The 22,689-nt window shown below is 56.1% G+C and carries 17 protein-coding genes; 6 read left to right on the top strand and 11 right to left on the bottom strand.

Annotated features, from left to right (window positions below):
- The first annotated feature begins 95 nt into the window (after nucleotides 1-95).
- The 6 genes from CHU70_RS11145 (at nucleotide 96) to CHU70_RS11120 (ending at nucleotide 6,241) form a co-directional block, all read left to right on the top strand.
- A complete protein-coding gene (locus CHU70_RS11145; protein ID WP_147739900.1) occupies nucleotides 96-620 on the top strand; it encodes a hypothetical protein in 525 nt (174 codons plus the stop codon).
- A gap of 20 nt (nucleotides 621-640) precedes the next feature.
- Nucleotides 641-1,159, top strand: a complete 519-nt coding sequence (locus CHU70_RS11140; RefSeq protein WP_147739899.1) for a hypothetical protein — start codon at nucleotides 641-643, stop codon at nucleotides 1,157-1,159.
- 79 nt (nucleotides 1,160-1,238) lie between these two features.
- Entirely contained in the window at nucleotides 1,239-2,894 is a 1,656-nt protein-coding gene (locus CHU70_RS11135; protein WP_147739898.1) for a DEAD/DEAH box helicase, read from the top strand.
- 278 nt (nucleotides 2,895-3,172) lie between these two features.
- Nucleotides 3,173-5,035, top strand: coding sequence for an ADP-ribosyltransferase (locus CHU70_RS11130; RefSeq protein WP_187269955.1), 1,863 nt, complete (start codon nucleotides 3,173-3,175; stop codon nucleotides 5,033-5,035).
- A gap of 82 nt (nucleotides 5,036-5,117) precedes the next feature.
- On the top strand, nucleotides 5,118-5,348 hold the full coding sequence (locus CHU70_RS11125) for a hypothetical protein (RefSeq protein WP_147739896.1): 231 nt from the start codon (nucleotides 5,118-5,120) through the stop codon (nucleotides 5,346-5,348).
- A gap of 104 nt (nucleotides 5,349-5,452) precedes the next feature.
- Complete coding sequence (locus CHU70_RS11120) at nucleotides 5,453-6,241, top strand: hypothetical protein (protein ID WP_147739895.1); 789 nt, start codon at nucleotides 5,453-5,455, stop codon at nucleotides 6,239-6,241.
- Nucleotides 6,242-6,289: 48 nt separating this feature from the next.
- On the opposite strand, the gene CHU70_RS11115 is transcribed toward CHU70_RS11120, so the two are convergent.
- From CHU70_RS11115 to CHU70_RS11065, 11 genes are all read right to left on the bottom strand, one after another.
- Nucleotides 6,290-7,423 carry a hypothetical protein gene (locus CHU70_RS11115; protein ID WP_147739894.1) on the bottom strand — a complete coding sequence of 378 codons (1,134 nt, stop codon included), beginning with the start codon at nucleotides 7,421-7,423 and terminating at the stop codon, nucleotides 6,290-6,292.
- Between the two features lie 41 nt (nucleotides 7,424-7,464).
- Nucleotides 7,465-8,094, bottom strand: a complete 630-nt coding sequence (locus tag CHU70_RS11110) for a hypothetical protein (protein WP_147739893.1) — start codon at nucleotides 8,092-8,094, stop codon at nucleotides 7,465-7,467.
- A complete protein-coding gene (locus tag CHU70_RS11105; protein WP_147739892.1) occupies nucleotides 8,091-8,693 on the bottom strand; it encodes a hypothetical protein in 603 nt (200 codons plus the stop codon). The genes CHU70_RS11110 and CHU70_RS11105 overlap by 4 nt, the downstream gene beginning before the upstream one ends.
- Nucleotides 8,694-8,695: 2 nt before the next feature.
- Nucleotides 8,696-12,085: a transglycosylase family protein gene (locus CHU70_RS11100; protein WP_147739891.1), complete on the bottom strand. Its 3,390-nt coding sequence runs from the start codon at nucleotides 12,083-12,085 to the stop codon at nucleotides 8,696-8,698.
- 3 nt (nucleotides 12,086-12,088) lie between these two features.
- Nucleotides 12,089-12,745, bottom strand: a complete 657-nt coding sequence (locus tag CHU70_RS11095; RefSeq protein WP_147739890.1) for a hypothetical protein — start codon at nucleotides 12,743-12,745, stop codon at nucleotides 12,089-12,091.
- 454 nt (nucleotides 12,746-13,199) lie between these two features.
- The gene (locus CHU70_RS11090) at nucleotides 13,200-13,640 is read right to left on the bottom strand and encodes a hypothetical protein (protein WP_147739889.1); all 441 of its coding nucleotides are present in this window, start codon (nucleotides 13,638-13,640) and stop codon (nucleotides 13,200-13,202) included.
- A 20-nt stretch (nucleotides 13,641-13,660) separates the two neighbouring features.
- Nucleotides 13,661-16,711 (bottom strand): hypothetical protein, encoded by a 3,051-nt coding sequence (locus tag CHU70_RS11085; protein WP_147739888.1) that lies wholly within the window; start codon nucleotides 16,709-16,711, stop codon nucleotides 13,661-13,663.
- A gap of 238 nt (nucleotides 16,712-16,949) precedes the next feature.
- A complete protein-coding gene (locus CHU70_RS11080; RefSeq protein ID WP_147739887.1) occupies nucleotides 16,950-20,018 on the bottom strand; it encodes an ATP-binding protein in 3,069 nt (1,022 codons plus the stop codon).
- Between the two features lie 12 nt (nucleotides 20,019-20,030).
- Nucleotides 20,031-20,522, bottom strand: a complete 492-nt coding sequence (locus tag CHU70_RS11075; RefSeq protein ID WP_147739886.1) for a hypothetical protein — start codon at nucleotides 20,520-20,522, stop codon at nucleotides 20,031-20,033.
- 96 nt (nucleotides 20,523-20,618) lie between these two features.
- A complete protein-coding gene (locus CHU70_RS11070) occupies nucleotides 20,619-20,909 on the bottom strand; it encodes a hypothetical protein (RefSeq protein WP_147739885.1) in 291 nt (96 codons plus the stop codon).
- 123 nt (nucleotides 20,910-21,032) lie between these two features.
- Nucleotides 21,033-22,637: a conjugal transfer protein gene (locus CHU70_RS11065; protein WP_147739884.1), complete on the bottom strand. Its 1,605-nt coding sequence runs from the start codon at nucleotides 22,635-22,637 to the stop codon at nucleotides 21,033-21,035.
- Between the last annotated feature and the right edge of the window lie 52 nt (nucleotides 22,638-22,689).

Genomic DNA, 22,689 nt, shown 5'->3' with positions numbered 1-22,689 from the left:
CGGGAAGGCTCTCGACCGGCTTCTCGCACCCCTGCGGAAAGCAGGCTTTCCCTATACTCGCCACGGAAAAACACCACCACACGAAGGACGAAAACATGTCTTCTCCCGCTAAGGAAATTGACTACTTCGCAGCACGATCACTCGACGAAAAGCTCGCTGCAAACTCCGACAACATCACGCATGGCGACTTCACGCCAGAATCGGTTGCGTCATTCTTGACCACGGCAGCTAACCGCGTCATCAGTGTTGCCGAAGTAAGTGCTTGCTACCCGGCACCGTGGCGGCTCTCGCCAATCGAAGATCAAAAGGGAATGCTCATTGCGCCAGACAACCGAGACGGGAACCCCTACGTGAACTTGAGTGCCGCAACGTCGGCAAAGATCTGCCGTATTTTCGTTGCCGCCGAGCCTTGGGTGCTTACGGAGATGGCAGAGGTCTTCAAGTCTGTAGCCAGCAGCGAAACGTCGGGAGTTAAAGACAACGTATTGCGTATCGCGCTTCGCTGGAATGCGTCGATGAAGCTTAACTGTCAGAAGCTTCTGGAAGGCAGGGACGGACGAAGCCTGGAAGACATTGCGACGCCAATTCACGAACGGCGCGTAACCGAAGATGATGCCTAAGAGAAAGCGCAGTTCAGAACATGGAAAACCAGTACTCTCCACACAACCAGTACCAGCAGCAGTATCAGCAGCAGTATCAGTACCCTGCCGAGCAGAACACCTACGGCCAGCCAGCTGATAATTCATCTCCGAGTCTTGGCGATCGCTTTGATTGGAAGCAGTTGGCTACCTCGATGATTATTCTGGGTGTCCTCGGCGGAGTCATCGTATTCGCAGTTGCATTCCTCGTTGACTTCGCCATCAGCGCTGGAGGAAATCAGCCGGGGTTCGGCGTCGAATACTGTGCAACGGGCGCGGCAATCGGGGCTATCATAGCGATGCTTGTTGGCCTTCTTTACATTCCAGTTCTCGGCTCAGGAAATGAAAACCTCTTCCCGATAGCCGTCGTACTACTAGGAGCCGCCGCAGTAGCGGTTATCACTGTGCGTGACGGACTTTTCCAGGGAAATCTCGCACCGCTTGTTTCAGTCGCCTTGATTCTTGGCTCGTGCGTTATCGCGGTGTTCTCCACATCCAGAGTTGAGAAGGCCGAGTTCTAGCTACAGCAAACAACTGCCCCACGCGAGAAGAGCTGCTGAATCAGCTGGCGGGCAGCAACCAGTTGGCAGCATAGAGCGCATGGCAAGGAAACGACGGAAGAAAAAGACTACCGCTGCTCCCCCGCTCCCCTCTCCACGGGCGGGGGAGCAGTTATGGCTTCTAGAGCTTCCGTGGGGGATGCGCGACTCGCGACTGTCCTACCGCAAAGACATCAAAGCGTCGCTGTATGTGGGCGAGAAAGTGCCGGATGATTTGGTGCCTTACGCAGCCAAGCCGTATTCCTACCTGGCTTGGGTGCAAGATCAGATCAATGGACGTTCGATACCTACGATGCGAGCTAGTGCGGCGCCAAAGAGCCCACGCGCAGAGCAGATAGAAGATGCACGCGCGATTGTCACTGCAGCGGCTGCAGGTTGGCGCGGAATCCTTGTGGCCAACGCTACTGGCACAGGAAAGACCCTGGCCTGCATCATCGCTGCGAAGGCAATCTGTTCTCTTCGAGGTGGAAACACTGTCGTTGTCACCGTAGATCGACCGGCCAGAATGAGTATTCCGATGTGGCGGTCAGCAATCGCGTCTGTCGGTGATGGTGGTCTTCGCTGGATTATCGTCAGCTGCGATGGAGGGCTGAAGAAGCTACTCCACCCCAATGGCCAGCCTCGCCTGAACCCCTGTGTGGTCATCAATGATGAGGCGCATGTTTTCCGTCGCGACTCCCAACGTACTGCCCGAATGCGCCGGCTTAATCGACTAGATGTGGCGCCGGCGAAGGATGTGCCGTTTTGCATCAGTGTCTCCGCTACTCCAGTTCACTCGCCGACCGAGTATCGGTATCTGGCGTCCCTGTTTGCTCAGATTCATGGAGAACCTGTCGCAGCGTGGAAAGACTTGGATGCGGCGTTAAAGCGCAAGGGCATTGATGTTGATAAGCACGCCAGTGTTGAGGTCGCCACGAAAGTGCGGGACTGGCTGTTGCGTAGCGATCCGCCGCTCATGCTGAACCGACCCGCCCCGTGGGGTGCGGCAGAGATGGAGGCATTGCCTGTGACGCTCAGCCCTGACCAGATGCGACAGTATTTGCTGGAGTGGGGAGATTTTCAGCGGGAAATGCACCTGGCACGTCGCGGAGCGGATGTGGCAAAGGGGTTGGCCGCGCTGACGCGATTTCGGCAAAAGGCGGCGTACCTGCGGGTAGAAGAAACTGTCGAAAAGGTACTTGCTGATGTCGAGGACGGTTACCAAGTGCTCGTTGCGGTGGAGCATGTCACGACTGCAGCGGATCCTATTGCCCAGTTGCTTGAAGACCGCGGTGAGCCCGTAGCTCGCATCTACGGGGGACGTGACACATTGGAGCAGGAACGGATCAAGTTCCAACGTGGCCGCTGCAAAGTCGCGGTCATCAACACAGTGTCGAGCATTTCGCTTCACGCCAATGAGCAGCTCGCTGATGGAACCGTGGCCACCGCAGCGCCGCGCCGTGGCTATTTCCACCAGCCGCGCTACTCGGCTATCGCCACCCAGCAGATGATGGGTCGAGCGCATCGTGATGGCCAGCATTGCCCGTGGTTTCTCCTTTATGGAGAAAACACCATCGAAGAAAAAGCAGCTCAGCGAATGACCGAGAGGCTGATCGTTAATGCCACCAGCGTCGATGCTGACACATCGTTCCTGGCGAGCCTCGCATCACTTTTCGGTGCCGACTGGCTACCGATGCAGTCAGCGTTCGACGAATAACCGCACTGCAGATGCAGCTCCCTGGGGACGTGACACCCCCGGATAAGGATGTACGGCCTTCCCGGCTACGCTGCCCACTCTTGACTATTTCATGGGAAAAATTACCCCTATGAAAAGCGGCCGCTACCTATGTTTCGGGCATGTGTCGAAACAAAAACGTTGGCGGTCGCAGGTGTCCCTCGTGCAATAGCCCACAAGCGAAGGCCAGGGCTGCGGCCAACCGTAAGAATGCACGTAAGGCACGAAAAAAGCTCTCTGAGTACCTAAACAGCATAGGCATGGAAGAGACCGCCGAGCTGGTAAAGAAGTCTCCCCCAAGCCTCCTCGGCGATGTCATCCAGTCCCTCGACCTCAACGCCGAGGAAATTCTCGACGAAACTAAGCTACCTTCCGCCCATAGTGGCATCGACCAGGGCAAACTCAACGCAATTCTTGCATCAGCCAAGAAGGAAGCCGTCACTGGCGAGCAAAAGGCAGCTCTGGAGACCATCGCTGCGATTCCGGCTGACTCCTCAGACGAAGAAATCGTGCAGGTCATTGACAAGATTGTTGCCGGGGAACTTACCTCTAGCGAGGAAACCGATGCGTTTCTGGCAAGCCTGAAGGATAACCCTAACCGCATTGAAGCCCTGAAACAGGTAGCAGTGCAGAACTCCGGTATCGACATGGACTCTCTCGCGGCAGTCGGCGGCGAGATTTCCACCAAGATGGGCAAGCGCGATTCCTCGATCTACGAAACTGCGCAGGTAATGGTGCATGGCTCCGATACGCCTGTCGAAGGCCGCAGACTCGATGGCGGTGGTGTCATCGTCCGCAATGGCGCAGCCGACTTCTCGCTGTATCAAGAAGTCGATGGTGTCTGCTACTTCATCGGCTCCGCTTCTTCGAAGAACGATGCTGTCACCAGGATCAATCGACTTCCGAAAGTCCAGCCGCTAACTTCTCTGCCGGAGGACGCTTCCGATCTGGAAAAGCAAGTGTGGCAGATGAAGCGTGATGCACAGCTGAAAAGCATGTCGGACGCGCTCGAAAGCTGCACATCAAAGGAAGCGGCGCGCAAGCACGTTAAGCAGGCGTTAGCTGACATTGACGTCAAGGAAAAGGTCGTAGACCTCACTGTTACCGGCCCAATTGACGTCGCTATTGACGATGCGGTCGCGCGGCACGCAAAACGGGTACGCCTACTCAACGCCGAAGCCAAGGGTGAAGAAGCCCGAACGGCCGCACTTAAAGCTGGCGCTTCGACAATTGAGGCACAAGCAGCCTACGACAAGGCCAAGAAGCAGGCATTGGGTACTCCAACCCGTTTCGGCGGCATCATCCCACACTTCGGCCACTCACCAATTCCCGCTGAGATGGATAAATCTGTGTATGACTCGATGTATCGCTCGGGTATTCGAGCCTGGGGAAGTGTGACATCTAAGGATTACTCGGTTATCACCGGATCTAAGGACGATCTAGCCAAATGGGGATTCAGTAAATCCGGCAGCAATCTCGTCAACACTGGATCGGGCGCTATTTCATTGTCTCAGCAAGCGCCGCTTGTGAAAGCAGCCCAGCCGTTCCTCGATGCTCTACCGCCGACTCAGAGGCAGGCACTGACCACCTACACGGGCGGTTCATACAGGGCAATCAACGCAGCAATTACCGGCCGTGACGGAGAAACGCCATCGAAGTCCACAGCCACCACTGTCAAGCGGCTAGAGAAGGCCTTTGAGACGCTCAAAGAAAAGCCCATCCTTGATAAGCCAATCCAAATTGCCCGCGGCACCCGCATCCCCTCTGGGTGGAAAGGCACAGCCGACGAGTACTTTGAAGCTGCTTTCTCCCCCGGCTCTCGCGTAGAAATGGGCAAGGTTTCCAGTTTCACCACCAGTCCAGGAACTGCGTCAAGTTTTTCCGGGGGCAGTGGCGACGGATATTTCATCGTGGCTTCCACGCGCAATGGTCTGCCGGTAAAAGCGATCTCAAGTTTCTCCAGTGAAGATGAAGTCATCCTCGCTCCAGGGCAGCAAATGCGATGCGTGCGTGTGGAGAAAAAAGGAATCAACGGAATGCCCACGGTCTACCTCGTAGACGAAGAAATGGCAGCTGAGGCACAAGATGGCGTGCTGGACTCTGCAATGGCCAAGGCCGCATAGTTCTTTTCGGCCAAGAGTAAACAACGGTGCCGCATAATAAACATGCGAGCACACAGAAAACGATTACCAAGGAGGGAGAAAGATGACTAAGTTCACTGCAGCTGAATGCGATGTTGTCGCGGACTACCTTCGCGACGGACAAATGCCCTCAGTCATCGCTGATCGTATTGCCCGAATCCACGATCTCGACGAAAAAGAAACCATGCGTGTTAAAGCCCTCGCCGGCGCAATTTACCGCAATGAATTCTGGAAGGACTACCTGAAGGACGGCGAGGAATGGACGCGACCAGCCGATATTCCGGTCGCCCCGTAGCTGATCCCCATTGGATTTCCGCATCTGCACTGTGCGGGAAGCAGGCGAATGCTAGTAGTACTACTTGAAACACCAAAAGCTTTTCGCACAACGAAGGAACACAGATGCGTAAACCCACTTTTCCCACTAAGGCTGCGCTTGTCGCGACAACTGTCGCTCTGAGCGTTTTCGGACTTGCATCCTGCGGTGACAAGACCGACGGCGGCTCTTCTTCATCGTCTGATGACATGCCGGCTCCAACCAAGCCGAAGCAGCAGCTTTCTGATGCGACCATCTCTGCGATGACAAGCCAGGGATGCGCCGACGATTACCAAGCGTGGTTGGAAAACCTGGTGCGCTGGAACAGTATGCAATCGGGTGGAACCTGGCAGGATGTCACCGTTGATTTCAAAAGCGGCACCGCCCAGGACGGCATCACGCCATGTACTGCCGAAGTGAAAAACCTTGGCATCAAGAAGCAGCGCGGGGATCTGGACAACATCACCATTACCATCATGGCCGCCGATGCCAGCCACATGAAGCTCGATAAGGTGAAGCTGGATGACGCATCCATGATTCCGGTCACGAAGGTCACCGCCAATGATTTGCGCGGCGCCTCCAACATCATGGATTCCGCATTCGCCAAGGGAGAACAACTCGGACTAGCAGAACCGGAGGTCAGCAATATCACATCGTCAGCCACAGAGTTCATCGCGCAGTACGACGATAAAAAGTACGGGCTGAGCGCCGGCGTTTATGATCGCGACTATGCAGACGCATGGGTGCTCGTCGAGGCCGATAGCGAGCAGAAGGGCGACGAAGCAGCGAGATCATCTGCGCTTGTTCTCGCTAATCAAATTAAACGTGCAGTCGATTTCGGGACTTTCACCAACCAGGTCTACTGGGAAAAGTAGCCACAGATCTGTTACAACGATTGCCTACTGGGCAATGGCAGTAACGGGTCAATTCACCAATGTCTTAAAGCCCTGCGCAACCGCATCCACATGCGAGTCCTGCGTCAGGGCTTCTGGCATGTGGTCAAGGAAATTCTCAATATCGCCTGGTGCGCATAGCCACCCCTGGCCAAAGAGCACTCCATCACGCTCGATGCGTATCCTCCCGAAGCCATGATTCATTCGGGCTCCGAATGCCACATAGACAATGTGAATAGGCATGTCTTCGCGCAGGCACAGCCGATTGGCAGCTTGTGCGGCCGAATGCACAGTTTGCGCTGGCAGTAATTCATCAACTGCGACATCATCGTTGGCAGTAAACTCGCTGACAGCTAGTTCGTCGGCGGCAAGAAATGCCTCATCTCCGTAGACATCATCGAAACGGAGAACAAACTCATCGAGGTCAGGGACGTCTATACTCTGGCCGTCATCCGCGGTTGTTTTGTAACGATCGTGGGTGGAAATATGTGTCGAGTAGATATACAGCATCCGCATCCAGCCCTCGTCGCTGGCAGCGCGCTCCGTCGGGCTCGCGGGCTGGTAAGTAATATCGCGCACCAGATCGCCGTCAAACTCGATCGGGGTAAACAGGAAGATTCCCGAGCGGTTAACAGCAAGGACTTCCGCCTTCACACTGTTTTCTAGAGCCACCGTCGGCTCCGGCAGCACTCGAACCTCATCACGAACTTCCCCATACCGCCGAAGAGCTCGCTTAGACGATGGAAACGACTCTTGTTTCAAACCAAACGGCCGAGCCTGGCTAGATATGCCATAAGCCTGGAGCTGTTTGAGCTCGCGTCGGCCGACCGAAAAGACTTCTGCCGCGATGAAGCCGACCGGGGCAATCCCTAATGCAACCCAAGCCTGGCCACTGAATCCAGCAGCCAGTACTGCGGCAGATAGCACTATCGCAGGGGCAAGACACCATAGCCCCGGCCTAGTTGGGCGACGATCAATCGCCCACAACCCAAGGACAGTGCCTGCGACAATCAAGAAATCAACTAGCGCCTTGTCGGCACCGAAATCTAGTGAATACAGCATCGCGCACACCACGATGGCGATGCCTGCGAACAGGAGCCATATCCATCGCGTATCGACCTCGGATGACTGAATTATGCGCGCTGTGGTGTGTGTGGTGCTCATGCACCGCAGCCTATCGCATGGGTGATACCTGCTGGCCGGTATCAATTATCCAGGTTGATAAACCGTGCATCATCAACCAGCCAGCGATCTTCGACCTTCTTTAGGGACACCTCCACCCGCTGCTTACGTGGCTTCGACTTTTTCCCGGAAGCAGCCACTGGTGTTTCCTCAGTGCGTAGCACCCTCTGGGTGACTACATCGTCGGCGAACACGGGGTTGGCACGCTCGGCTAGTTCCACGAGGGACGTGACAAGGACAATTGGGTCATCGGGATCTTCGCCGGCATTGAACCAACTTCCAGTACGCACAATGTCAGGATTGGTCACAGGAGCGCTGCGTTCTCTGTATTCGTCGGTGGTTGCCACATTGGAGCGCTCAATGAGCACATCGGGGTTGGAAATATCGCTGGCCAGAAACGTGGTGCGAAACTCCAGCCACCTCTTAGCCACATCCGTTGGGTCTGACCAATTAATTTCTGTATTCGACTCCTGTGGCAAAGAACCTCGATCCATTTGCGGCGCGGCATTCTCCGTGGTCGTGCGAATAGTCTGCTCTGGAAGGTCATCCTGCGGGTTCTTTGCCCTATCGGAAGAATCCGAACCACACGAAGCCAAAACCAAACCGATACTGGCTGCTACTGCCACAAGTAGAAATCGCGGTGCTTTTCTCACTTCATGGACTCCTTTTCCTTATCGACGGGCGTTGAAATATTCCAACGAGCAACCCGCCATGACTCATCTACCTTCTGAAGCATGAGGAAGTGAGTGCGAACAACGTCATGAGCGGCATGGTCGCCGGGAGTTTCAACCTGAATATGCGCATCAACAATGCGGAAAACCTCGTTCTCCGTATCTGGCGGTCTCACGTCATCAGCGAAAGCCGGAATTGCTGTGGTGAAAGCCTCCCAGCGCACCCAGTCTTCCCAGCGCGTCTCAGTGCCGCCATTAAAATCCGCCGTGTAGGCAGCGGCTGACTCCGGGGTCATCAGCTCTGTCGCGCGAGCAACGCTTGCCCATTCTTCCTTTTCTGTCGCAGCATCGTGATTTTCAACGATTTCTACAAATGCTGTGGCCACAGAGTCCGGCTGTGTGCCATCAACAGTGAGGTCGCTGGGATAGAGCATCGTTCGGCTAATCATCTCGTCGTGTTGCTCAATGGTCGGCTCTACCGGCTCCTCCTGATCTCGACTGCAGGCAGCGGCGCTGCACAGCAGTCCTGCACATAACGCAGCTGCCACGGTTTTCCGCATGGCGGGTGCTAAATGCTTCATAGCTACTCCTTTTCTCCGCCTGGAACAACCTCGTAAGCAGTGCTGTTGGGGTTGTACTTGCCGTACCGGACATCTTCACCAATGTCGTAGGCTTCAATGGTCTTATCGTCTCCGACGTAGATGGCGACATGGCCGGGGGTGTAGACCAAATCTCCAGGTTCGGGCTTATCGACCTTGCGCAAGTACTTCGACTGCGGCTGCGAATTGGTGCTGCGTGAGATGTCGATTTTTTCTCCTGAGGCTTGCCACACCGCGTATCGAGTCAAGCTTGAACAGTCGAAACCGATAATGCCTGCGCCACCGTTCCCAAATCCTTCCGATGGGCCATCAAGTGAGCCGCCTCCCCACGAATACGGGACACCCAGCTGCGATTCAGCCTCTTCGATGATCTTGGACTTCAAATCGTTCGACGAGCTCTTTTTCTTCTTATCGGAGCTACTGGACGGTTTCTTTGTGGCATCCTCAAACTGCTTTGACGTCTCCACGATGTGCTGGGCATACTCCGCCGGCGTCATATTGCCATCGCTGATGTCTGTCGGCAGACCACCAAACCGGAGAACATTTCCTACACCTGCCTGGTAGGCAGCAAGCATAAGCTCAGTCGGATCACCAGTGACTTTCCCCTCATCCATTGCTTTCTCGATAGTCTCTGCGTTGTCACAGTTATATCGCGCCTGCGCCATTACTGCGTCGCCAACATTGTTGCGATCACCAGACCCAGGCGGGCCAATAGGTTCACCGTTTTCATCAACCTTGTAGCCATACGCTTGCCACGTTCCGTCAATGAACTGAGAGTAACCGGCTGCGCCAGCACTGTTGTGGCCGTGCTGTTTAAACCCAGACTCCAAGTACAGCTGAGCTGCCAGGACTGGCTCAGTAACCGCGTCACATACCTTGGCGCCAAGCTTGATCCACTTAACGAACTCCTCGGGGACTTCACCTTCCTTTAGCGCAGCACCCGTGCTCGATGTCCCCGACCCCGAAGACGATCCCGATGTTCCTTCGCCTGGGAACGCCCCCAAAGCGCAGTCAATCGTTCCGTCGAACTGTGACCAGGAGATTGTGTCTCCCTTTTCAGCGCCTTCTGTGTGCCACAGTTTCGCCACTGCATCAATGGCGATGTTCTCCCACTTCACTAGCTCGTCTTTAAGGGACTCTCGTTCTGGGTACAGGCGAACAATGACTTCATTGAGCGGATCTGTAGCCCATGAGTCATCGTCCTTGTATTCCTCACGGAGCTTCTTGTAGAAGCCACGGGCAACCTGCTTGGGGTCTTCCAGAAGCCGGTTGGAGGTGTTTCGGGATCCAGTTTCGGCGAAGATGCCAACCCGATTGCGGTCATCGGCGGATCGACGGTTGATGAAGTTGCTGGACTGACCGGCAAGTGCTGCAGCGAGTACGGCTGCTCGGGGCTGCTTGTCTTCGGGCAGTCGTGATTCCTTTGCGGCCGAGTCAATAGCCTGCACTACCGATTGCTGCTCTTGGTTGAGCTCCATCGCCAGCTGTGGCCCTTCCGGGGTGTAGGGGCTAATGCCGGGGAAAGCCTTTGCTGCTTCCCCATCGGCGGCATTTCCGGTGCCAACCGAGGATGTATCACCGGAGATTGCGCCGCGCCCCGGTGTGCCGTCTTCACGGGTGAGTTGTCCGGCGTCTTCTCCCTTCTTTCCATCGACAGTGGTTTCCGGTGGCCCGTAGGGGTCATCCATGCCGGGGATTGCTTTTACCTCTGTGGCTGTACTGGATGATTCGTCTGGGTTGACGGAGACGTGAATGTGGTCGTAGTGGTTCTTTGTGGGGTCGCCGCGCTCTTCCATCATGTCCCACTTATCGGGAGGAGAGCCGGGGTGCCAAATGCGCTGCTTCCAAATGAGGTACTTAATGCCTAAGTCTTCGGCATTGTTCTGCAGCCAGGCGTTGATTTCGTCGCCGAGCGCGACCCACGCTGGGTCGGTATGAGGAACAAGCATAATGTCAATGGCTGTGCCAGTGCCGTGGTCAAGCCTGTCGCCGGGGCGAAGACCACCGTAGGTTTCCACCTCGGGATACCGTGCGTGGACGTTGCGGATGACTTTCAGCGCGTTGGACTGCAGACCATTTTCAACAGGGCTGTTGGCATTTCCGTAGTTTCCTTTATCGACCTTGGGGAGGTCATCTCCCGCTTTTACGCGAGCAGAGTTTCCGCTGCTGCTTCCATTTTGGGAGCGTTGGTCATCATCTGAACTCTTATCGTCCTTCTCGTCATCCGATGACTCTCCCTTGACGAAGGTGCCTTCCGGTGCTGGCTTCAGTTTTGTAAACTCCGGTCCGAAACCTGCAGTACATGCAGGCCATGCACCCCATCCCTGACTTTTAAGGATATTGTTGGCGACCTCCATTTGCTCTTCTTTTGAGGCCTTATCTGCAGTGGGGGCGTACTCGTCGCCGCCGAATGCCGACCAGGTTTGGGCGGCGAACTGCAGTCCACCGCTGTAGCCATTGCCGGTGCTGGTTTGCCAGTTTCCACCCGCCTCACATTCGGCCAATTTCTCCCAGTCTGCGACGGAAACAACACCATCTGTCGAGCCGTTTTCTGAGGATGTTTCCTCTGTGCGAGCCCGATCGCTGTCTTTGTCCTCCTTTTCGCTATCTCCACTGCTGCGCCCACCGGATTTCTTAGCTGCTTCCTGAAACTTGGGGAGCCACGGCTCGGGATCGACACCGCCACCCTGGCTCCACCCGCCTGGGTAGACACCAAAGTGAAGGTGCGGGCCCGAGGAGAATCCTGCATTGCCTACGTCTGCGATGTGGTCACCGGCTTTTACCTGGTCACCTTCCTTGACGTACACATGGCCATCTTCGATGTGCCCATAAAGGCTCTCCACCTTTTGACCATCAATGTCATGCATGATGCGCACCCAGTTGCCATAGCCTGTGGCCGGGCCGGCGGCGACAACTGTGCCGTCTGCAACCGAGTACATCGGGTGCCCCATCACTTCCGGGCCGTAAGCGTAGTCGATGCCGTCATGGAACGACCCCCATCGTGGCCCGAAGCCAGAGGTTGGGTTTTTTACCCAGTCATACGGGACGGGTAGGCCTAAGTCATCTTCGGAGATTTCTGCTGTTCCGGTCGGCGACCCACCTGATGATGACCCCGATGATCCCCGCGTCACGCCACCGAGCTGTGGTGTCGGCGTGCCGACATCCAAACATTGTTGGTCAGTACCACCTTCGCTGTCACCAGCGCCGCCACCACCGAAAATCACGACGCCCAGACTCATAATCAGTGCGACGACAATGATGACAGCGATAATGACTAGCGCTGTCGGGCCAACGGCAAGGAGAATCTTCTTCTTGATTAGCCCTACGGCTACGCGCTTGACAGCCTCTTTCGTATCGCTTTTCTGCTGCACCATTGACTAGACCTCGCTAGGCAGAACTGCGTCAGCAGGCACTTCGTCTACACGGTCGATGGAGAACTTCTCGCCGCGAGCGGTCATCCAAATCAGGTAGGTTTTCTCCTCCTGAGTCATGGCCTGTTCAATTTCGGCTTGGGTGCCTTCAATAGGCATCACCCACCGAGTAAGTGCCACCTTGGCAACCGCGGCTTTATCACCTACAACTGCTTCGGGCTTTCCAGGAAACTCAACGCAGCACGCCTTTTTGCCCTGGTTCCATGTCCATGACCACAGTGAGTCAGCTTGGCGACGCATCGACGCGCGGAACTCCGATGTTGCAGACTTCTCCCATGACGAAAACCAGTACTGTTTCGCGTCGGGGCGTGATGGTGAAAACTGCACCCACTGCTCGATAAAACGCTGAGCAGTAACAATCGCGGCATCTTCTGTTAACCCATCAACCGGGTCGGGAGCGCTGCGCACAGTCGGCATGATTGTCTCAGTGGAATCCGGGACTGGCCGCGTCGGAGTATTGCGCTCCGGGTCAGACTGTTCAGTGGCAGTAGTGACCTGCTCCTCGGGCTGTTTTTCGTCTTCAGAAGAACAGGCGGCAAGGAATGCTACTGCTGCACATAGAAGCGCGATGCTGCTTTTGCGGTGAGTGCGGATGGAGGTCATAAGGTGGTGTCTCCTTCGGTGTCGGAGAAATTATGACAACCACCCGCTTACCCGCTGGCCTCTTCTTTTCCAGCTGTTGCGTTCCCTTCCCCACAGGGATAGAACGGTCTCGACAGCAGCCTTTTAGCGAAGTGAGTCAGGAGCCTTCGCCCGTCAGGACGGTGAGGAAGTCACGTAACGTGCGGCAACACTTCGAGTGTTAAAACGCCTGCCCACACAATAAAAACCGTAACCTGAAAAAGTGTGCTCACTGTCTTAGGTACGTCAGACTGCTTCGCTACCGTCGCGCAGGAAAATGCGAGCACACTCCACAGCGCAAGCTGGAACAACGCAACACCGATCCCCAGGCTGGCCGGCGGGGCAGACATACTGATGGCCGCGAGGGCAACAGTAAGGAACGCTGCCCGCCTTCCGGGACTATGGGCAACCCCCTGAGCCTGTGTGACCACTTTGCCTAGAAGATCCATGATCCAATCACCAACAGAACGCTGATAACGCCTACGACCATGACCAGAAGCGTAGGTATATCCAGCCCCTTGATACTGCTCTGCGGAGAGCTAGACTCCAGCAGCCCTTTGACGCCCGCAGGGTCTGTGGTCACTTTCTTGACTCTTCGCCCCATGCGCTTACCCCAGGATGGTTCATCATCGACGAGTTCTCCGTCATCCGGTTCATCGTCATCGCCTTCTTCCGGCGTAAGACGCTGATTGGCGATGTCGGCGAAAACCGCAAGCGTGTCATCACTAACTGGCAGCACCATTGTTGCAGTCGCTTCATCTTCGGCAACTCCGTCAATGACCAGGTACAGGTCACCTTCGTCGTCAACGAATCGGTAGGCTGTGCCCTCGGCAACCAACGGAGGTGCCGGTGCTACATCGGGGGTTTCGGTAGTCATTTTTCCTCCATATTTAGGGTTTATTCGGACTTATCGTTGCCATTAAAGGGTGGCCTGCCTGATGTTTTGTCTCGGGAAGACCTACGGACTTGCCTCACGCGATCTCGTACCGGACGAGGTTCGTTGCGCTGCGGCCGTTGCGGCCGTGACTCCTCGACATGGCGACTTCCCTGTGCAGGCTCTGACGGCTTGCTATCTCGGTTTTTCGCTCCGTGCAGACGATTGGCCTTATCTTCGTTGCTGAACCGGGAAGCATTTTCTCGTTGACCTCGACGGTTCTGGCGGCGCTCTCGCTGCGACGAGGCTCCCCCGCCAAGGGTTCCGGTCGGATCATCGAAGTTATCGGTTGACCTTGAGCGACGGCGTTGTGCTTGTGTCCCCTGGCTCGAAGCCACAATTTTCGCAGTCGAGCCACTGTCACCAGAGCTTTGATTGACACGCTCTTCCCTGGCTTCCTGCCGTGACGCTCTCGTCGCAGCATAACTCGACTTAAAAGGCTCCTTCTGGTTTGCGGCTTCGGAAACCTTCTTGGACACCTTCTCGGACCACTTCTCGGTCTTCTCGGACTCTGCACTCGACTTCGGCTTGGCCGCATCGGTGTCTCGACTGACTGCACCAGCGCCCTTTACTGGAACAACAGCACCAGCAACACTTCCAGCCTTACTAGCGACAATGTTCTTGCCAGCCCTTCCAGTAGTAACGACCATGTTTTTGCCCGTCTTTTCGGCATTGTTGATAAAGTCCACGCCCTTACCGATGGTCTTCGTCGGCAACACCTTGCCAGCAGCAGCTCCGGCAGCGCCGGCAGCAGCATTACCCACACGCGGTGCCGCACGAACAGCAGACCTTGCTGCTGCCGTACCGCCCTTGTATCCGACAACACCGGCTGCAGCGGCACCGACCTTCATGCCAGTTGAGCTAAATCCAGCAGGCTCAGCGCCGCCGAAAGCGGTCATCGCATCGAGCTTACGGAGCCCCTTAATGACGCTGGCGACCATCAAGCCGAGCAAGAGCATTCGGAAACCAGAAGACACATCGAGCACCGCAATAATGCTGATAGCCAGGATGATGCCGGTGACTGCAAAGCCATAGAACATCCGCAGGATGAAGGTCTGGATAACTTGAGCGCCCCACTTGTTGACTACCTCGAAGCCTCTAAGCATTGCACCGAGGAAGTAGAACGGGCCGGTCAGAAACAGCCATAGCAGCTGGAAGTGGGCCATCAAGGTTGCGGCCGCAATCACTGCGATGATGCCGCCAACGACTACCGCCGCGACTAATCCAAAGAATGCGCTGGATGCGTGCCCGCCGGATCTGCCTGTATAGGACAGCAGCAGCTCCGTGCCCTGGGTCTTTGTCTCTACGGTTCGTTGCTTCTGGAAGAAGTCTTCAGCAACGGCGTAGTACGGGTCGCATACACGGAGTTGGTCAATCTCAGGCGGGTCGGCGTCATCGTCTGGTTTTGGAATCTCGTACCCGTTGGATGACAGGCACGTTTCGTAGTCTTCGATATACGACGGGCCACCGGCCTGTGCAATGAGGTAGCTGCGAATATCAGAGCAGCCGTTGTAGCTGTTGTAGCAAGGAAGCGCTTTAGGGTCGCCGTCTTTGCTGTTTGATGCCCCCTCGACGGGCTTCACATTCGGCTCAATCTGCCTTTCGCCGCTAATGCCGAACTGCGCTTTCGCCCACGGGCGATACGCTATGACTTCTGCCATCAGGCATGAGGAGTACCGCTGGCCATCCTCAACGCTGTTTGTGCCCCCCTCGGGCTTTCGGCACATTGAGCTTTCTGCATCCGGGATACCATCGAGTACTTCGGAGGCAACTGCTGCATTCAGCGTGCCGACAAATGAGTCGGCATCAGACATGACCTCATAGAACAGGCTTCCGTTGGGGTTGTCCATCGAGGCTGTCAAAATGCTGCCGTTGTAGACCACACCAAAGAGGAATGCTGCCAAGAGACCACCCATGAGCTTGCCACCGTGCGTCTGGAGGCTTCCGCCCTTCACGAGCTTAAAGAGCAGCACGATGAGAGACACCATGTAGAGCAGGCCAAATGCTGACATTGCGATGGTGATGAAGACATCGAGCATCGGTGAGAACTGTGCATACAGTGCCGCGAATGGGTTTTTCGTCTGTGAGTATTCCTTTAGCGCGATGACGGCCTGCAAGATTGCGCGCGACAACGTGTTGATTGAGTTGCCTGAGTTCACAGACATAAATGCACCAAATGAGCAGTCGTAGCCGCCTGATGCTGTGTGCGTCCAGTTAACGAAGCGCAGTCCGCGCAGGCCTGCAACTTCAAACAGGGTGTATTTGTCGAGGTCTCCCTCCATTTTCAATGGAGTATCGAGATATGGAGGAGGGTTCGGCACTCCTTCTTGGTTCTGTTTTGCCGGGATCTGGGCAAAGTTCTTTGGCGGAAACCAGCTTTCCGGGCCAGTGCCGATTGGCTCCTGCGTGGTTTCTGGGGACATCATCGAGCACAGCTTGTCATCGAAAATGCCGAACAGTGCGTTGGCTTTAGGGGGCGTGGCAACCGCAGCCACGCTGATTAGAAGGATGCCGCCGACTATTCCCGCGGCGACCATACGGATGCGCCGCTTCTTGCGAGCATCTTCATTCTGCGTGGCCTGCCCAGCATGGTGGCGCAAACGCAAAAAGATAAGTGCACACCCGAGGCTGGCGGCGATAAGGGACGTGACACCGGAATGCTGTGGCCACGCGGCTGCGATAAACATGCCAACGTTGATTGGGACAAGGCCCATAAAGGTAGACCACCCACGATGACAGTTTCCTGCCGGGGCAACCCACACCAACACAGTGAGTAGGAATGCTCCGATAGCAAAACCTGCCCCTAAGTCATGCGAGCCGGCCATTGCAAGATCGGGCCCCATGACCCCAGAAAACAGCATGGCAAGTGCCCATGTTGCGGCGAAGGACACGAGAGATCCTAGTTGCTCTGGCCATCGAGCGATAAGCGGCTTCGCGCCCCAGATTGCAGCTATCAGCGTCGCGACTGTAAGTGCGGCACCGGGGCCGCCGATGGCGTAAAAGCTAGACAGCATAAGCCCTGTGCCGCCGATTCGGCGACTCAGGGTTACAGTGCGATCCTCGCCCCACCAGTGAAGAAGTCTGCTGAGGCGGGATGATGTGTGTGACTGTGGAGGCCTGGTAGGCGGTGCCTCCACCTCCTGAACTATTGCTTTCGGCATCCGAGCCGTTCCTATCTACGTGCGGTTATGGTGCATGGCGCAATTAGTGTCACACACCGCCGCTTTCCGCCTTTTAGAACGGCATCGGCTCCTAGACGGACAGGACAGAAGCGTATTCGTCGAACTCTGCGGACTCGTCGCGAGCATCGTTAATGACTTCTCGGATGCTGCCAATCTCGCTGGTAATCATGCCGGTGCGCAGGCGGTCACGAAGCTCGGTGTGAACTGTCCATTCGTTACCATCCGCTGAGACAGGCTCCGACTGTGCCTGTGAGCGCGCCGTCGGGTTGGTCTGAGTCGCCGCCTCGATTTCTCGGAACAAACGGTCTACAGCGATGGTGGCCACACGGCCATCCACATCACGCATCACGCATTGGCCAGGCAGAAGCGTGCCACCATCACCGGGTGACATCAATCGCATAGCCATTGCGTTTCGCTCCATATCCGTCAGATTCTTCATTGCTGTTGGCTTCAGCAGCGACAAAGCATCGTTTGCCTCACTCAATCCTGCTTGAAGGAACACGAATCGAGTAGCGAACTGGTTGACCGATGCATCTTCATCGCTGCTCTGGTCTTCATCCAATGCATTGAGGTCGCGTGCCTGCTGAGAAATCAGGACGAGCGAGAAATACAGCGAGCGGCCTTGGCGAGCCAGGCGATCAAGCAACACACGACCAGCCCGGATTGCCGCCACGAAGTAGAACTCGTCCACCCATAGCGACCGAGGCGGGTAGCCATGCAAGTTACCTCGCGGGTTTTGCACACGAGTGGTCTTACCCATCATGCGCTCAATCTCGCGCAGCACAATCAGCATCGCAGCTGCAGTATCACGAGTATTTTCATCCCACTCAGACACGGGCGTGTTCTGAGACGGCGGGGACGTACCAAGCAACGTAATAATTGTTCGACGCTTGTTGCCGATCCGGAATGGCTCTCGCGCCCGCGACTTACCGAACATCAGGCGCCCTAACTGCCGGGTTTCAGCGCGAACTAGCTGATCCTGCACGCTACGGATGCTCCGCAGTTCCTCACGGACACGGATTGCATCACTCGGCGTGGTCTTGGGATCTTCCAACGCCTTTTCATTGAGCTCGATCTCTGCTCCGAGGTGCTGCGCCAGCTCCGACAATGACGGCTCGGAAACCCCTGGGTGATTGAGGTGCTGATCGCGCATGTTCTGGAACGCAGTGTTGAGAATCTTGCGGTCATCCTTTTCAAGGAAGACCAGGTTCATCACGTCACGCGCCAAGTTCTCGCCCTGCATGTACGCAGAATCACCTGTACCGCCGGCAATAGCCCACGGATCCAATGCGCCGGGGGCGCCATTGCCGAGGGACACGATTGCGGTATCAGCCCAGAATTGCGGATTGGTGGGCCGGAACTTGCTGTCAGGCCCGCCGAGGATACCCGCTTGGGCTTCCTCGGTGAATCCGGGGAGATTGACCTGATTTCCGAACGATAGGTAGTAGACGAACGCCTCAAAGTCGTTCTTCGGGTCAATGACGATGGTCTGCGTGCCAGATTCGCTCACCCAGAAAAATAGGGTCAGTGCCAGCGAGGACTTACCACCACCGGAGGCGCCGATGATGACGATGCCGGCTCCTCGGTTACGCGCCATCTGTACGAGCGGGTCGAAGTGGACTGCCGTTCCGGTGTCGAGAGTGTAGCCAATCTGCATTCCCTGCCAGGAAATAGGCTGCCCGCCGCGGAACTCCACTGCATCTCCTACCAGCGTGGATGAATCGAGACGAGCGTATGCAAGCGCTTCGAGGTCGCTCCACTGTTCGTCTTCCACGTCGATGCTCTGGTTAAAGTTCGACATGAAAAGACGCCCCACGCTTGGTGGGAGCTGCCCGCGCCTTCCCTTCGGAGGTGTCATGTCCCCTGGAAGTTGATCTTCAAGCAGGTAGCCCTGGTCGCCAATTGGTCGGCGAACACGAGCACTTTCCCCGAACATCGAGATGATGTCGGTGGTGATTTTCGTCAGCTCTTCCGGGGATGCGGCAGCAAATGTCAGTCGCTGCTGATGTACAAGAACCGGCTTTGCACCGATTTCGTGTTCATGCTTCAGTGTCTCTGCGGCCTCCCATTTCCGATCGAAAGACTCGGAGTGCTGGGCGCCGACTTCCTGCCGCACATTTGCTTCATCCAGAACATTCTTGGTCAGCTTTTTCGCAAGTCGGCGCCACTTTTCTGCAGACAGAATCGTGGCCGGCCAGATTACGTCTACGGGACGTGGCATCGTCTTGAGCAGGCGCCCCCAGGCGCCGGAGTACTCAAACGGCACTGTCGGGTCTGGATACTCAACGGTCAGGGTCGTGATGTAGGAATACTCCCCCCAGCCATTTTCCGGGTGCGGGTTCTTCACACGCACGTAGTCATCCTCAATGTCGGCCGAGATGTTAACAATCTCGTCGAACCAGCCACCGCGCCACGGTCGGGTGCGATTAATGCCGGTGACATTATTGACCGGGAAATGCCCGTATAGAGCCTTTTGAATCAGCCAGTTGAGGTCATTGCGGTACATCAATGATGCGCCGTGCTGGGTCAGAATCGCACACGTCTCACGTGCTCGTTTGCGGAACTTCGACAGGTCTTTTTCGTTGAATACCTCTTCTGCGACACCTGCACTGCGGCCAAGTATCTGTGTTAGAGGGTCAACCTGCCGGGGTGCCTTGAAATCTCCAAGCCGAACCAAGAGATACTGGCGACGCTCGGGAGCGGTTTCCTCCAGGTGCGGTCGCACCTTGTTTTCAATCAGGGACGCAAACAGCTTCGTTGGATCCCAACAGTTCTTCAAGTAGTTTTCTTGCCACTGATTTGCGTTCACGGGAGCAAAGCGTGTGATGGTCTGGATGGTGACATCATCTTCCTTGTACGCATTTACGAAGTGCGTGGAGAGGTCACCGTAGATTTGCACGTTGCGCTGCACAGCCGCGATCTGCTCTTCGCCAGCAGCGTATTCATCAGACGTGGTGGATAGAATAACGCCTGTCCAGACCGATTCTCCCTTGATAAATAGGAATGGGTCATCTTGCGCGTAGCGGTAGTCAAGCCGACGTGCATCAAGGAGTTCCGCAGCCTTGGCGGTCGCATCCTTTTTACGTGGCTGCCACCACTTTCTCTTTTCAGTAGATTCCTGGGGTGCGTTCTTCCTCATCGTGAAGACCTCTTAGTCGGGGTAGTCGTATTCGACGAACTTCTGCGGGTTAAACGGGTCGCGGTAGCCAACGAGAATGTCGGCATATCCTGGCGGGTCTTCCCTGCGCTCGTCGTAGCCAACTGGCTGCGGGTTGTACGAATTAAACTGGCGGATTGCCCCAATCTCGGCGGTGTTGTCATGCGGTCGCCACAGAATGACCTGCCAGTGAATTTTGGTTGCCTTTGTTTCGGCGGTCACCGCTCCGGCGTAGCGACGAGGAGCGGTGATACGACGAATAATCTTTTTCAGCGCCGTAATGGGGTCGGTTTTTGCGCTCTCAGACGTTGCTCGACGGTAAAACCATGTGCCAAGAAATCCTCCAACTATCAGTGCGAAGACTACTGGTGACGGCAACCCGATAATGCTTGCTACGACGAATACGATGAATCCCACCGCGATGGCAATAGCAATCGCGATACCGGCAACACGAGCAACGAGGCCACCGAAAAGCTTTAAGTCCACCTGGTCTGAAAGTTTCCAGACTCTAACCTGGTGATTTTTCAGCAGTGTGTAATCGCGGAACTCATACGGATTCGACATTGCGAGTCTCTCAGTCGATTAACCGGAGACAGACTGGCCGAGGCTGATAAGCCAACCAACGGCAGCGGTTCCGATGCCGAGCAGGAATGCGCCACCAAGCACGGCCCCCAGCGGGCCAATTAGTCGCTGAATATTGCCACCGCGGACAACGATGACCAGGCCGATGACGACCGCAGCGATGAAGGACAGTGCTGCGACAGCACCGCCGATAATCTGCAGCTGCTGCGTGGTGTTGTTGATGGCGTTGGTGATACCCGCCGAGCCCTGCCCGCCGCCTGACTGCTGCTGAGCCAAAATCTCATAGAACATGTGGTGTCTCCTTGAAAGTGTTTTGGTGGTTATCGGAGGATGCGACCGGGGTCTTCCCCGTGCATCCTTGATTATGAACTATGGCCGCTTTCCCGCTTTTAGCTGCGGAAATAACTGTGCGTGCTACTTCAGGTCGTTGACCGTCCCAATGCCGTCACCGGCACCCGCAGCGCCGCCTTGGCCTTCGCCGGCAGTTGCGGTGGCTTCTGCAACCAGCCCCGGTAGCATTTCGCTGACCTGCCACTTGTTATTGATAAGCGTCATGGTGACGCGGTAGCCCGCTGGCTGCGTGCGTCCGCCACTATCGTCCTTAACAGTCCAGTCCAGGTTGACCAGCGCGGTGACCTGCGACCCTTCGACGTATTCAAACGTCGCAGTTTGTCCTTGCACTTCAACGGGCGGGTCAAATGGGATGACTCGTACCGACGTAATCTCTGGCTTCTGGAACTTGCCGCTCATTCCCGAGAGCACGTCTCCCTTAGCGTCGGTCGCAGTCAAAGCCTCCAGGGTCTTCCGGTCGGACTGCCCCCAGGCCTTAAAGAACGTCTCCAACATGGGCTTAAGCTTCGGCGCGATCTGCCGATCTTCCATCAGGCCAGTTTCCAGGTTCGGAACTGCGTCTTGTGCTGGCGCCGCGGAGTACCCCAATTGGCCGACCACCTTGAACGCCTTACGCCCATCAGTGTTCTCCCCTGCCCACACCGGCAAGGTGACGTTCATAAAGTCACCCGAGCTCATGGAAACGAAATATCCCAGGTAGGCGACCTGCCCTCCCTGATACTCCGTGCGATTTTCGACTTCACCGTTGAAGTTGATAGTGACCGGGTTTTCCTTCTGTCCACCAGATGTCCACCCGCAGCCTTCCCCAAGCTGCTGCAGCGCCATGCCCTTCATCAGCTCGACGCGCTTATTCTGAGCCTCTTCCTTATCCGGGTGGGTCAGGCACAGCTCAACATAGTGACGTCCAAAGGTAGCGGCGGAATCGGTAGGGAATGAAGACAGGTGGTATTTAGCGGCTTCCTCTTCTGTGACCTGGCCTTGCGCCGGAACAGCAGTTCGCCCCACGATCACACCGAGCAACAGGCTTGCACAGGAAAATGCTGCCAGGCTGGCCGCGCCGACCATGAGGGCTTTACTTCCTCGCCGGCCACGTCCGCTAGTAGGCGCGTGGCCAACGCTTACGACATCGAAATCACCGATTGGTGTTCCGTGCTTGTCGTAGACAATGACATCGGCTTCATCGTCGCCGCCCGATGGGTCGCCAATCTTCTCGGCGATTTTGTCCCACCACCGCTTTTTCGGCGGAAGGGGGTGTCCTTCCATGTCGCACAGGATGGGCTTTCCTTTGGCATCACACAACGCTTCGTCACTGTCGGATTTGGTTGCGGTGAAGGTTCCATCGCCGTTATCCATCAGGTACAGGTACGTGATAGTGCCATCTTCGGAGACGCGCATGAGGCCATCTGCCGTGGTGGTGTGGGTTTTCCGCTTCGCTACCGGCAGGGGCGAATCAGGGAAGGAGGCCTGGTGATTGTTACTGGCTTGCTCAGCCTTGCGCGTGTTGGCGAAGAACTGATCCAGCATTTTGTGTGTGGCCGGATCGTTGGGAAATGCGGGGCGGAAGGTGTCGGTAAATCGCTTGGGGACGGGGGCGGGCTTTCCATCTGGGCTGGCTGGAATGAACCCATCTGGGAGGACAAAATCGTTGGTGGGGATGGTGGTAGTCATATAGCGAGCCTTTTGGTGTGGTGCATGGTGTTCTTCTCGATTGCGCTCACAG

Origin of the sequence: Corynebacterium sp. LK10 (genome assembly GCF_008042455.1) — a bacterium.
Lineage (GTDB): Bacteria > Actinomycetota > Actinomycetes > Mycobacteriales > Mycobacteriaceae > Corynebacterium > Corynebacterium jeikeium_D.
The sequence above is the reverse complement of the archived record's forward strand: the minus strand, read 5'-3'. Positions and strand labels throughout refer to the sequence as shown.

What these genes read in the sequence shown, in the direction of transcription:
- CHU70_RS11145 (WP_147739900.1), top strand. Translation starts at nt 96, where the DNA reads ATGTCTTCTCCCGCTAAGGAAATTGACTACTTCGCAGCACGATCACTC.
- CHU70_RS11140 (WP_147739899.1), top strand. Translation starts at nt 641, where the DNA reads ATGGAAAACCAGTACTCTCCACACAACCAGTACCAGCAGCAGTATCAG.
- CHU70_RS11135 (WP_147739898.1), top strand. Translation starts at nt 1,239, where the DNA reads ATGGCAAGGAAACGACGGAAGAAAAAGACTACCGCTGCTCCCCCGCTC.
- CHU70_RS11130 (WP_187269955.1), top strand. Translation starts at nt 3,173, where the DNA reads ATGGAAGAGACCGCCGAGCTGGTAAAGAAGTCTCCCCCAAGCCTCCTC.
- CHU70_RS11125 (WP_147739896.1), top strand. Translation starts at nt 5,118, where the DNA reads ATGACTAAGTTCACTGCAGCTGAATGCGATGTTGTCGCGGACTACCTT.
- CHU70_RS11120 (WP_147739895.1), top strand. Translation starts at nt 5,453, where the DNA reads ATGCGTAAACCCACTTTTCCCACTAAGGCTGCGCTTGTCGCGACAACT.
- CHU70_RS11115 (WP_147739894.1), bottom strand. Translation starts at nt 7,423, where the DNA reads ATGAGCACCACACACACCACAGCGCGCATAATTCAGTCATCCGAGGTC.
- CHU70_RS11105 (WP_147739892.1), bottom strand. Translation starts at nt 8,693, where the DNA reads ATGAAGCATTTAGCACCCGCCATGCGGAAAACCGTGGCAGCTGCGTTA.
- CHU70_RS11100 (WP_147739891.1), bottom strand. Translation starts at nt 12,085, where the DNA reads ATGGTGCAGCAGAAAAGCGATACGAAAGAGGCTGTCAAGCGCGTAGCC.
- CHU70_RS11095 (WP_147739890.1), bottom strand. Translation starts at nt 12,745, where the DNA reads ATGACCTCCATCCGCACTCACCGCAAAAGCAGCATCGCGCTTCTATGT.
- CHU70_RS11090 (WP_147739889.1), bottom strand. Translation starts at nt 13,640, where the DNA reads ATGACTACCGAAACCCCCGATGTAGCACCGGCACCTCCGTTGGTTGCC.
- CHU70_RS11085 (WP_147739888.1), bottom strand. Translation starts at nt 16,711, where the DNA reads ATGCTGTCTAGCTTTTACGCCATCGGCGGCCCCGGTGCCGCACTTACA.
- CHU70_RS11080 (WP_147739887.1), bottom strand. Translation starts at nt 20,018, where the DNA reads ATGAGGAAGAACGCACCCCAGGAATCTACTGAAAAGAGAAAGTGGTGG.
- CHU70_RS11070 (WP_147739885.1), bottom strand. Translation starts at nt 20,909, where the DNA reads ATGTTCTATGAGATTTTGGCTCAGCAGCAGTCAGGCGGCGGGCAGGGC.
- CHU70_RS11065 (WP_147739884.1), bottom strand. Translation starts at nt 22,637, where the DNA reads ATGACTACCACCATCCCCACCAACGATTTTGTCCTCCCAGATGGGTTC.